At 32.8% G+C, this 11,951-nt stretch carries 10 protein-coding genes; 4 read left to right on the top strand and 6 right to left on the bottom strand.

What is annotated here, in order from left to right:
* Positions 1-42: 42 nt before the first annotated feature.
* Positions 43-1,584 (bottom strand): sodium/proline symporter PutP, encoded by a 1,542-nt coding sequence (gene putP, locus CD150_RS09100; RefSeq protein ID WP_103161515.1) that lies wholly within the window; start codon positions 1,582-1,584, stop codon positions 43-45.
* Positions 1,585-2,052: 468 nt separating this feature from the next.
* Between putP and CD150_RS09095 the strand changes: the two genes are divergently transcribed.
* Both CD150_RS09095 and CD150_RS09090 read left to right on the top strand, forming a co-directional pair.
* The gene (locus CD150_RS09095; RefSeq protein WP_040029774.1) at positions 2,053-4,005 is read left to right on the top strand and encodes a fructose-bisphosphatase class III; all 1,953 of its coding nucleotides are present in this window, start codon (positions 2,053-2,055) and stop codon (positions 4,003-4,005) included.
* A gap of 415 nt (positions 4,006-4,420) precedes the next feature.
* Complete coding sequence (locus CD150_RS09090; RefSeq protein ID WP_103161514.1) at positions 4,421-5,482, top strand: YkvI family membrane protein; 1,062 nt, start codon at positions 4,421-4,423, stop codon at positions 5,480-5,482.
* A 122-nt stretch (positions 5,483-5,604) separates the two neighbouring features.
* Here the strand turns inward: CD150_RS09090 and mhqD are convergent, their stop codons facing one another.
* The 4 genes from mhqD to CD150_RS09070 form a co-directional block, all read right to left on the bottom strand.
* Complete coding sequence (gene mhqD / locus CD150_RS09085; protein ID WP_046206782.1) at positions 5,605-6,201, bottom strand: methylhydroquinone degradation carboxylesterase MhqD; 597 nt, start codon at positions 6,199-6,201, stop codon at positions 5,605-5,607.
* A 26-nt stretch (positions 6,202-6,227) separates the two neighbouring features.
* Positions 6,228-7,133 (bottom strand): VOC family protein, encoded by a 906-nt coding sequence (locus CD150_RS09080; protein ID WP_073344174.1) that lies wholly within the window; start codon positions 7,131-7,133, stop codon positions 6,228-6,230.
* A gap of 52 nt (positions 7,134-7,185) precedes the next feature.
* Positions 7,186-8,148 carry a ring-cleaving dioxygenase MhqE gene (mhqE, locus tag CD150_RS09075; RefSeq protein ID WP_103161513.1) on the bottom strand — a complete coding sequence of 321 codons (963 nt, stop codon included), beginning with the start codon at positions 8,146-8,148 and terminating at the stop codon, positions 7,186-7,188.
* A gap of 67 nt (positions 8,149-8,215) precedes the next feature.
* On the bottom strand, positions 8,216-8,653 hold the full coding sequence (locus CD150_RS09070) for a MarR family winged helix-turn-helix transcriptional regulator (RefSeq protein WP_046206973.1): 438 nt from the start codon (positions 8,651-8,653) through the stop codon (positions 8,216-8,218).
* Positions 8,654-8,845: 192 nt separating this feature from the next.
* Here CD150_RS09070 and aldA point away from each other — a divergent pair, with 192 nt between their 5' ends.
* Positions 8,846-10,270 carry an aldehyde dehydrogenase gene (gene aldA, locus CD150_RS09065; RefSeq protein WP_073344180.1) on the top strand — a complete coding sequence of 475 codons (1,425 nt, stop codon included), beginning with the start codon at positions 8,846-8,848 and terminating at the stop codon, positions 10,268-10,270.
* A gap of 139 nt (positions 10,271-10,409) precedes the next feature.
* Here the strand turns inward: aldA and CD150_RS09060 are convergent, their stop codons facing one another.
* Positions 10,410-11,381: a metal ABC transporter solute-binding protein, Zn/Mn family gene (locus tag CD150_RS09060; protein WP_103161512.1), complete on the bottom strand. Its 972-nt coding sequence runs from the start codon at positions 11,379-11,381 to the stop codon at positions 10,410-10,412.
* 198 nt (positions 11,382-11,579) lie between these two features.
* Between CD150_RS09060 and CD150_RS09055 the strand changes: the two genes are divergently transcribed.
* The gene (locus CD150_RS09055; protein WP_073344186.1) at positions 11,580-11,858 is read left to right on the top strand and encodes a GNAT family N-acetyltransferase; all 279 of its coding nucleotides are present in this window, start codon (positions 11,580-11,582) and stop codon (positions 11,856-11,858) included.
* Positions 11,859-11,951 lie beyond the last annotated feature (93 nt).

Here is an 11,951-nt window from a genome sequence, read left to right as displayed (position 1 = left end):
TAATCAAAATACTACCCCTTTATCAAACTACTATGATAATGATTACTTATTACCTTTTACTATTTGACGAACTTCTTCTAAATCGCCTTCTACATCAATTTGAGGTTTCTTCGTCATTTTACTAACTAAAATGGTAACAATTAAACTTGTTAAAAATCCTGGAACAATCTCATACAAATTAAAGAAATCATTAATTTCACCTAATGGTTTAACAAACGCAATCCAAACAATTACAACAATTGCCCCTGAAACCATTCCGCTGACTGCACCAGTACGACTTAAACCTTTCCAATATAAACTCATTAATACAAGTGGTCCAAATGCAGCTCCAAAACCTGCCCAAGCGTTACCTACAAGATTTAAAATTGTGTCATTAGGTGACCATGCAATGATAATTGATACAATTGCAACTAAAACAACTGACATACGTCCCACAAAAACAAATTCCTTTTCATGTTTTTTTGCTGCTTCCTCACCACGGAACAATTTATAAAAATCTTCAGTTAATGAACTTGATGTCACCAATAGTTGTGACGAAATCGTACTCATAATCGCTGCTAAAATAGCTGCAAGTAAGAAACCGCCCACAAGTGGATGGAGCAATATTTGACCCATTAATATAAACAGTGTTTCTGGATCCTCAAGTGTTACACCACCACGATTGACAAATGTAATACCTACAAGACCTACACCAACTGCACCCAGTAAGCTAATTGCCATCCAACCTATGCCAAAACGTCTTGCTGTCGGTAATTGTTTCACTGATTTAATAGACATAAAACGCACAATAATATGTGGTTGTCCAAAATAACCTAAGCCCCAAGCAAAGAATGATATGATACCAATAACCGTTGTACCTTTAAATAAATCAAGGTTTGTCGGTTTCAAATCTGCCGATTGCGATAAAGTATCCAATCCACTTAATTGCATCATCGCTACTATTGGTACCATGACCATAGCAATTAACATGATTACCCCTTGGAAAAAGTCTGTTAACGACACGGCTAAATATCCGCCGAAGAAAGTATACGCAATTACAATAATAGCAACTAATAATAATCCAAAATGGTAGTTTAAACCAAAAGCACTATCAAATAATTTACCACCTGCAACCATTCCAGAATGAGTATACAGTGTAAAGAACACGACAATAATACCACCTGATATAATTTTAATCACATTTGATTGATCATCTAAACGATTTCTAAAGAAATCAGGTAATGTTATTGCATCTCCAGCTTTTTCTGTATACACACGTAACCGTGGGGCTACAACGAGATAATTTATGTATGCACCAATAGTCAGACCGATTGCCAACCATGCAGCTGATAATCCTGTCGTATAAACTTCACCAGGCAATCCCATAATCATCCAACCACTCATATCTGATGCTCCCGCAGATAATGCTGTAACATATGGCCCTATGTTTCTACCACCTAACATATACTCACTGATATTACCTGTCGCTTGCTTATAGCCGTAATATCCAATGACTAATAGCACAACAAAATACGCACCAAGCATAATATATGTCTGCCAGTTTGGATTTACTTGACTCGATAACGATGCTCCCAAAGTAAACATAAAATAAACTCCCTTTGTATAATTTTGTTACATGCACTTATTATACAAAAGTTTAAAAATTTTTAAACCGCTATTTAAAAAATATTTTTTGCAAATACATTCCAAACCACCTTCAATACGCTCAAAACAATTGTTATCAAGCTATTTTTATCGCTTTAAATAATATGTGTATTTTTACAATTATAGGGTTAAATACTTATTTTTCTAATTCAAAAAAATGTATGTTTTTTACAATATTTACATTTATATGAGAATTTGCTTATTTGAGTAACATCATTATTTTTAACAATTTTTCCGCTTTTTTGACAAAAAAATGAAGCCATTCCCATTAATTAAAAGATAGTATAAATAATGTAATCAATACTAGACACTCACCCCAAAAATAATGCTACAATATTACACATACAATGGAAACGTTTTATTAAATAGAATGAGTAACAAAACTACCTAATTGGAGTGACATAAATAATGCATGATGCAACAGAAAAAAGTGTAAAAGAAAAATATTTAGATTTATTATCTCAACAATTTAATAACAGAGAGGAATTAGCAACTGAAATTATAAATCTTGAGTCTATTTTAGAACTTCCGAAAGGTACGGAACATTTCGTCAGTGACCTACATGGAGAATTCCATGCATTTCAACATGTATTAAGAAATGGTTCAGGAAATGTTCGTTCTAAAATCAGTGATATATTTCAAGATACTTTGACACGCCAAGAAATAAATGAATTTTCGGCACTTGTATATTATCCAGAAGAAAAATTAAAATTAATTAAAAATAGTTTCACCTCAAAAGAGCGCTTAGATGAATGGTATATCACAACGATTAATCGTCTTATCAAATTAGTCACTTATGCTTCTTCTAAATATACACGAACAAAATTACGCAAAACTTTACCTAAAAATTATATTTTTATAATAGAAGAGTTGTTATATAAAAGTAATAAATATAATAATAAACATTCATATTATCAGACACTAATGAATCAAATTATTGAACTCGAACAATCAGATGATCTGATTATCGGTCTGTCCTTTACAATTCAACATCTCGTGGTGAACCATTTACACGTTGTAGGTGATATTTATGATCGTGGTCCAGAACCTGATAAAATCATGGACACCTTAATTGACTATCCTTCTGTTGATGTACAATGGGGAAATCATGATGTGTTGTGGATTGGTGCCTATGCTGGTTCTAAAGTGTGCTTAGCAAATTTACTCAGAATTTGTGCGCGTTATGATAACTTAGACATTATTGAAGATGCTTATGGTATTAATTTACGTCCATTATTAACACTTGCTGAAAAATACTATTCAGGTGACAATCCTGCTTTCAAACCTAAAAATGCTGAAGGACTGTCTCAATCCGAAATAGAACAAATCACTAAAATTCACCAAGCAATCGCAATCATCCAATTTAAACTAGAAGCACCTATCATTAAGCGTAGACCTAACTTTGAAATGGAAGAACGATTAGTGTTGGAAAGCATCGACTATGAAAATCATACAGCCACACTATACGGTAAAACTTATGCTTTAGAACATACTTGTTTCCAAACAATTGATCCAAGCAACCCTAACGCATTAACTGAAGATGAACACGAAGTAATAGAAAAATTATTATTATCAGTGCAACAATCTGAAAAATTAAAACGTCACATGACATTTTTAATGCAAAAAGGGAAACTTTACCTTCCTTATAATGGCAATCTGCTAATTCATGGTTGTATTCCTGTGGATGAAAATGGAGAAATGGAATCTATGGTTATTGATGGTGAAAAATGCTATGGCAGAGATTTGCTTGACCATTTCGAATACTTTGTAAGAGAGGCATTTGACCATAAAGACATACATGATGATTTAGCAACTGATCTCGTTTGGTATCTATGGACAGGTAAGTATTCGTCCTTATTTGGAAAAAGAGCAATGACAACATTTGAACGTTATTTTATTAATGATAAATCAGCACATAAAGAAACTAAAAACCCTTATTATTATTTACGTGAAGACGTAAATATGTGCAAAAAAATGTTAAAAGATTTCGGTTTAGATCCAGAAGAAGGACATATAATTAATGGCCATACACCAGTTAAAGAAATTGACGGCGAAAACCCAATCAAAGCAAATGGTAAGATGATTGTCATCGACGGTGGATTTTCAAAAGCCTACCAATCTACAACTGGTATTGCCGGCTATACTTTACTCTATAATTCTTTTGGAATGCAGCTTGTAGCACACCAACACTTTAATTCTAAAAAACATGTCTTGCTCAATGGGGCTGACGAGCTTTCTATAAGACGCGTGGTAGACAAAGAGTTAAAACGTAAAAAAATACGTGATACTAATACTGGTAAAGATATACAAGAAAAAATTGATGTGTTAAAAGTATTGATGCATGACCGTTTTGTCAACTAATTTTATCCATGACTTCTTCATAAAATGATAATGAAATGATGCCGTATCCAGTGACTAAAAGTTCAAAAAAACAACTCGGCGAATGCTACGTTGTTTCATAAAAATATAGAAAACGACACTATTTATAAACGCCGTTCTCTTAAATTGTAAACTTAATCAAAGCACCATTTTCTAGGCTGTTAATCCCTAAATTCCATGGGTATGCAGCCTAGTTTTTTTAGGTTCTGCCTTTATGAATATTTTCAATTTGTTTACTCAACCTTAGAGCTGTTCCGTTCTCTCAAAAAATACAAATGTATATATGATATGAACTTTATGATTTATTTCTCGTTTCGTTTAAGATAAAATAAATCATTGTGATGTTTATTAAATAAGTATGATTACCATATGTATGGCAAGAAAGGATTCCAATTATATGTCTAGTTTAAAAGAAAGTATCATCGTTGCTTTTGCGTTTGTAGGTGTTGTTGTGGGTGCCGGCTTTGCGACGGGCCAAGAAATTTTCCAATTTTTTACTAGCAATGGTAAATTTAGTGTTTTAGGCGTTATTATCACCGGATTTATCATTACCATAGCTGGTGTATTGGTATTAAATACAGGCTACCGATTGCGTTCACACAGCCATACTGAGCCCATAAAGTTTTACCTACCTCGAACAATTGCGACAATTTTTGATATGATTTTAACACTGTTTTTACTTGCATTAGCTATGATAATGACAGCTGGTGGCGTTTCAACGATTCATGAAAATTTTGGTATACCTTATGTCATTAGCGCTTTGATTTTAGTCATTATTATCTTGGCTACTTTATGCTTAAAATTTGATCGTTTAATCACTGTTTTAGGTATGGTTACACCATTTTTAATTATTATTGTATCAATAATTGCTATTTATTATTTCACTACTGGAAGTTTTGACTTTGATTCAGCGTCGCAATATGCCAATAGTGGAACACGTACAGATAAATGGTGGTGGTTTGATGCAATTAATTATGGCAGTTTGCAAATTGCAGCTGCGTTTAGTTTTCTTTCTGTAATGGGGGGACGTATAAAATCTGAAAAGGCAACATATTTAGGTGGTATTTTAGGTGGCATGGTCATAACGTTTTTATTATTAATGTTAAACCTTGGTATGGTCACAGAATTTACAAAAATAACAAATGTAGCGTTACCGTCACTATTATTGGCAAAACAAATTTCACCTGTGATTGGTCATTTTATGGCCATTATCATGGTATTAGTGATTTATAATACAGTTGTGGGATTAATGTATGCATTTGCCTCTCGTTTCACAGAACCATATAAACAAAATTATTATATTTTAATTATAATTATTGCAATTATTACATTTGCTATTACGTTTGTCGGTTTTATTGAGTTAATTGGAAAAGTATTTCCATTGATGGGACTCTTTGGTTTTATTTTGTTAATTCCTATATTAATGAAAGGTATCTTTTATAAATCACATTCATCATAACAAAAACCTCTAGACGAGAGTTTCAATATTATCATCATTTAATCATAATATTGAGTTGGTCTAGAGGTTTTTTATTTTGCTATCGCAGCACTTACATATCATTATTCTAATTAAATTGTTATTTATTCATCTTCTAATAATGATTGGCCCGCAATAATGCCTTCACGTGTCAACTCGTGACTATTCACCCATATTTGTTTAACTGTTGCGCCAGCTTGATTAAAGATATCAATCACATGTTGACTATCCTGAACAGAAACGATAGGGTCATTTTCACCCATTGATAATAATACCTTGGAATTGGATAAATCTTTGTCATTTACTGACTCTAAAGGATATAAAGGTGCGTAAAGTAGTGCTTTGTTAAATGAAATATCTGGGTGTAACATCATGCTTATCGCAATATTAGAACCATTAGAGAAGCCTACTGGTATAGCTTGGGTCAAATCAAAATGATACGTTTCAGCCGCTTCTTTTAAAAATTGTATTAAATTGTTTGTTCTATATTTCAAATCTTCAACATCATATTGTCCTTCACCATATCTCTTGAAGAAACGATTCATACCATTTTCCGAAACTTCTCCTCTTACACTTAGTACATTATAACTTGCATTTAATGCTTGTGCTAAAGGTAAAAGATCATGTTCATCTCCACCTGTGCCATGTAATAAAATAAAAGTTGGACCATTTAAATCACCTTGTTTAAAAATGTGTTCCATTATTTATCATCTCCTTATTAATATACTTATATTCGAATAGGTGGTAATAATTTCAATAATGCTTCTCTTTGTTCCTCATATTGTGGCGGTAACATAAGATGTGTACCCAAGTCTTCAAATCGTTCATCTATCGTAAATCCTGGTCCTTCAGTAGCAAACTCAAAAATAATGCCACCACGTTCTTTCATGTAAATAGCATTAAAATAATTGCGATCTTTCACTTCCGTTACATGATAGCCCTTGTCTTTCATTTTCATTTGCCAAGCTTTGTGTTCCTCATCATTAGGTACTGACCAGGCAATATGATGCACGACACCAACACCCCATCGTACACGCACATCGGCAACTTCTTTTTGAACTATCACATGGTGTCGCCATTCTCCTTTAGTTTCAAGGTGAATATGACGCTCATTTTCATCTATTAGCTCTAACCCCATATCCTCATTTAATGTTCGTACTGTTTGATACGGCTCAATTGATAGCATGCTAACACCATGAAAACCTATAATATTTTCTCCACTATCGTACGTATGCGCTTCATCAGCTTCCACAAGTGCTAATGGTAACGCATGTGTATCTGAAAATTCGACCGTAGCTTTATTAAATAATTGTGTTCTCGCAGTTTCTATCCCATGTGATTGCAAATGTTTTTCCCAATCTTCTAATGATCCTTTAGGCACTCGAAATGCTATACGTTGAACCTGACCAGAACCGATACGTCCTTTATAATTGTTGGGCCAATTAAAAAATGTCAATATTGTTCCATTATCCACATTGCCATTCGCAAAATATAGATGGTACGTGGAAGGATCATCAAAATTCACTGTTTTCTTAATTAATTTTAAATTGAGTATATCTCTATAAAATTGAATATTCTCTTCTGGATTACCTACAATCGCCGAAATATGATGAATATGACTAATATCTTCCATAAAATAACTACCCTCTCACTTTTTAATATTAAGATTTAAGCAATCTCACAATTTAATGCGAACGTCTTGTATCAAATGGACGCACTTCTGATTCTATATAATCACGTTTTTCTTCTAAAAATGGTGGTAATGCAAGGCTTTCGCCCAATGTTTCATATGGTTCATCTCCCATAAATCCAGGTCCATCTGTAGAAACTTCAATCAAAATATGACCAATACGTGCATATAATGCTTCAAAATAAAATCTATCTACTAAGCCTGAGTTACCAATACCATACCGTTCATATTTTTCTAACCATTTAGATATTGCCTCATGATCTTTTAATCTGAATGAAACATGATGCACTTCACCATAACCTTGTCTTGCTTCTGGTCCAGTTGCATCTTTTCTTAAAAAGACTTGGCCACCATTACCACCTTCACCTACTTCTAATACTGCAACGTTTTCTTCTTCTATAATTGTTGTCATACCAAATATATCTTCTAAAATCTTTTTAAAGTCTTCAAAATAACTAACAGTTATTTCAATCGGGCCTAGACCATAAATCGCTTTATCTGTTGGTACTGGGCCTTCTTTCCATGGTTGACCAGCTGCCACACCTTTATTGTTTTCATCTGAGATTAATTGATAACTTTGTCCATCTGCTTCTTCAAAAGGTAATACCTTTTTACCAAATAATGTTTGAATGCCTTCATGTTTAATATTATATTCATTAAATCTTTGTTCATAATATGCTAACGCTGCATCATCAGGCACACGAAATGACGGACGTGTAATTGAATTTGTACCAGAATGCCCTTGAGGAACATTAGGAAAATCAAAAAATGTCATATCTGTACCTGGAGAACCAACATCATCTGCAAAAAATGTATGATAAGTATATATATCATCTTGGTTTACAGTCTTTTTCACAAGTCTCATTCCTAATACTTCAGTAAAAAATTTATAGTTTCGTTCAGCATCATCTGTGATTGCTGTTACATGGTGTATTCCTAATAATTGAGTGTTTGTCATAATAAAACTCCTTTTTCCATTATATTTATCTCGATTTCGAAGTAATTTTGAATAAAATTTTTAAGTGCTACGACTTATTGATAGGTTGAGCACTTAATTTTTTTAAAGCTTGTTGCAATGTTGCTAATTCTTCGTTTGACAATACTGAGAAAGTTGATTCTAACGTAGCTGCATGTTCTGGAAATATATCATTCATTAGTGCATGTCCTTCTTCTGTAATTGAAGCATTCGTTACGCGCTTATCCTGTATATTTCGAATTCTTACTACATATCCTTTTGCTTCTAACTTATCAACGACATATGTGATACTGCTACTCGCAATTAAAACTCTGTCACCAATACGTTGTATCGGCTGATCACCTTTATTATATAATAACTCTAAAACTGCAAACTCCGTTATATTCAAACCATAACGTTGAATATCATTTCTAACGATTTGTTCTAAATGATCTACGGTTCGATTTAAACCAATAAAGGTATTCAATGACTCTTTAGTACGATTCATTGCATCACCAACTTTCAATTTATTTCGATTTCGAGATAAATTATAATACCCTTTTGAACATAAGTCAACACATTAAGTATAAAAAATACACTAACATCCGATTACTTAACAAAACCAAAGTTTTATGATTATTTCTCAAACCGTTTCTTCTGCTCAAATAAGTGGTATATATCATAGTGTGGAGGTGTCGTAATGAATAAATTATTTATAAACAACCAATTTGTAGAAAGTGAGTCTAATGACACAATGAATGTCATTAATCCTGCGACAGAAGAAATCATAGACACAATTACATTTGCGACTAAAGACGAAGTAAATTCAGCTGTGGAAAAATCTAAACATGCACAATTAGAATGGGAAAAGGTCCCTCAACCAACACGTGCTGACCATGTAAAAATGCTAATTCCGTTATTAGAAGAACATAAAGAAACAATTGCAAAATTATATGTTCAAGAACAAGGTAAAACACTCAATTCAGCAATCGGTGAAATAAACAAGGCAATACACTTTATAGATTATATGACAAGTCAAAGTATGAATAGCAAAGGTGAAGTGATTCAAAATAGTCGTGAAAATGAGACGATACAATTAACTAAAAAACCTATTGGTGTGACAGCAGGTATCGTACCATGGAATGCACCCATCATGGTATTAATGAGAAAGGTCATTCCTGCTATAATCTCAGGTTGTTCTGTAATAATAAAACCTAGTGAAGAAACATCATTAATAACTTTAAAAATTGCAGAATTGTTCCGACAATCAACGATTCCTGCGGGTCTTATTCAAATTGTGCCTGGTAAAGGAGAAACTGTAGGTACGCAATTAGCAGAACATCCAGATATACAATTAATATCAATCACAGGTAGTATGCGCGCGGGTAAATCCGTTTATGCCAAAAGTGCCCAAACGGTTAAAAAAGTTAATCTTGAACTTGGCGGTAATGCGCCTGTAATAGTGACACCAAATGCCAATTTAAATAAGGCAGTTGATTACATTGTGGCTGCTAGAATTAATAACGCAGGACAAGTATGTACTTGTCCTGAACGCATCTTTGTTCATCATGATATTCACGAAACTTTCATTAATAAACTAAAAGATAAAATGGAGACTCTAAATGTAGGCAATCCATTCGATGATCAAACTGATTTCGGTGCAATTATCAATCAAAAACAATTAGCAAGCATAGATGAAAAAGTTCAAAAGGCAATTCAAAATGGGGCTCAATTAATTACAGGTGGCAGCATCATAAATCGTTCTGGTTATTTTTATGAACCAACGATTTTAGACCAAGTTAGTCCAGACGACGAAGCTTTTAAAGAAGAAATTTTCGGCCCTGTACTACCTATAATTAAATATTCTGATTTTGAAGCAGCTATTGAACACGCCAATCACACAAATGCCGGTTTATCATCTTATATATTTTCAGAAGATTTAAAAGAAGTAATGACAGCAACTGAACGTCTTAAATTTGGTGAGGTTTATGCAAATTGTGAAGCAGAAGAAGTTGTGAATGGATATCATGCTGGTTGGAGAGAGTCAGGTATTGGAGGCGCTGATGGTATTCGTGGGCTTGAAGAATATTATAATACAACAGTGTCTTACATCAGATATGATTAAAAATGTTAATTATTGAAAAATACAAAACATGTTGAAATGACTAAATGTATATTAAAAAACGATGATGGTACTTTCTATCACAAAATCAAAAGAGGTTGGGACAAATTTTTTGTCTCAACCTCTTATCTTTATATTAAAATTACTCATTAAGTGCTTTATTTAATGACTTCATATTTTCTTTCATTAAAGATTGATAAGATATTTGCTTATCCTCTATATCTTCTTTTGATAAGGTTGCCATATTATGAAATTTTAGTGGGGTTGTATTAGATTCTTTTTGAATAACATTTGTAACTTTAGATGTTATATTTTGTTCATATAATACATAAGGTTGTTTAGTTTTATTTATATTTTGAACGATATTCATGAGTTCACGTTGACTAGGTTCTTCATTATTCATGCCACTAACACCTTGCTGTTTAAAATGATAGCGATTTGCAAGATAACCTATAGAGTCATGAGAAATTATGGCTGTATCACGTTTAGGATGTTGTGTGATTCGTTTCATCTCATGATCAATTTCATTCATATCCTTTATCAAATGATTATAATTACGCGTGTAATACGTTTTGTGCTTAGGATCCTTCTCGATCAAATCATTTTTAATCACCTTAGCAAATTTTTTATTTAACACCGGATCTAGCCATACATGTGGATCTTCCCCCCTATGATTATGACTTTCATGTGATTCATGATGTTCATGTTCGTCATGATCGTCATGTGCTTCATGATTTGAAATTAAATCATGGTGATCAAGGTGTGCAGCAACAGGTAACTTCAAATTATTATTTTTAATTGAACTTGCAATTTTCTTGGCAACGGGATCCATTTCTTCATTCGAATAGATAAACAAGTCACTTTTAGCGATATTAATCATTTCTTTTTGTGTCGGTTCAAAAGAGTGCATATCTGCACCAGGTGGATAAATCGAATCAACTTCTACATATTTGCCTCCAATCTGATTAGTGAAACTTTGGAATGCAAAGGCTGTCGTATATATTTTTAATCTATTGTTCGAACTGACGTCTTTTTTCTCAGAATTTATATTTCCGCATGCACTTAACAATACGATGAATATACAGGTCAGAATAAGTAACATAATTTTTTTCAAAAAACGCCCCTCCAAATCGAAATTATTCCGTTAAAACTATAAACTTATTTTTACATTTTTTCAATGGTTTTTTATTATTCTTCAATTTTTACTAACATCATTTATGCTTGAAATATATGCTTAATTTTAAAATTTGTTTAACTTAAGGCAAAATGTGATATTAAATATATATGATGTTAATAACATGGAGGTGTTAGAATGGCGGAAATCAAACAAGGTACAAATAAATTTTATGTAGGCGATAACGAAGATAATCCACAAGCGGAGATTACATTTCAATCTCAAGGTGACAATCATATAATCATTGACCATACAGGTGTACCAGATGAACTTGGTGGTCAAGGTTTGGGTTCACAACTTGTAAAATCAGTAATTGACTATGCACGTGATAACAATTTAAAAGTCTCCGCGACATGTCCTTTTGCTAAGTCAGTTATTGAGAAAAAACCAGAATTTCAAGATGTATATGCAGATTAATTAGGTGTCTACAACCTTTTTAAAGTCCAAAATAAATTTGGATATAAAACATCTTAAACTAAATCATCATTTTGAATGAGCCTGGGATGAATC

It is taken from the genome of Staphylococcus ureilyticus (assembly GCF_002902235.1).
GTDB lineage: Bacteria > Bacillota > Bacilli > Staphylococcales > Staphylococcaceae > Staphylococcus > Staphylococcus ureilyticus.
The sequence above is the reverse complement of the archived record's forward strand: the minus strand, read 5'-3'. Positions and strand labels throughout refer to the sequence as shown.

Bases quoted from the DNA above. Each gene is read 5' to 3' on its own strand.
- putP (WP_103161515.1), bottom strand. From the start codon at position 1,584: ATGTTTACTTTGGGAGCATCGTTATCGAGTCAAGTAAATCCAAACTGG.
- CD150_RS09095 (WP_040029774.1), top strand. From the start codon at position 2,053: ATGCATGATGCAACAGAAAAAAGTGTAAAAGAAAAATATTTAGATTTA.
- CD150_RS09090 (WP_103161514.1), top strand. From the start codon at position 4,421: ATGTCTAGTTTAAAAGAAAGTATCATCGTTGCTTTTGCGTTTGTAGGT.
- mhqD (WP_046206782.1), bottom strand. From the start codon at position 6,201: ATGGAACACATTTTTAAACAAGGTGATTTAAATGGTCCAACTTTTATT.
- CD150_RS09080 (WP_073344174.1), bottom strand. From the start codon at position 7,133: ATGGAAGATATTAGTCATATTCATCATATTTCGGCGATTGTAGGTAAT.
- mhqE (WP_103161513.1), bottom strand. From the start codon at position 8,148: ATGACAAACACTCAATTATTAGGAATACACCATGTAACAGCAATCACA.
- CD150_RS09070 (WP_046206973.1), bottom strand. From the start codon at position 8,653: ATGAATCGTACTAAAGAGTCATTGAATACCTTTATTGGTTTAAATCGA.
- aldA (WP_073344180.1), top strand. From the start codon at position 8,846: ATGAATAAATTATTTATAAACAACCAATTTGTAGAAAGTGAGTCTAAT.
- CD150_RS09055 (WP_073344186.1), top strand. From the start codon at position 11,580: ATGGCGGAAATCAAACAAGGTACAAATAAATTTTATGTAGGCGATAAC.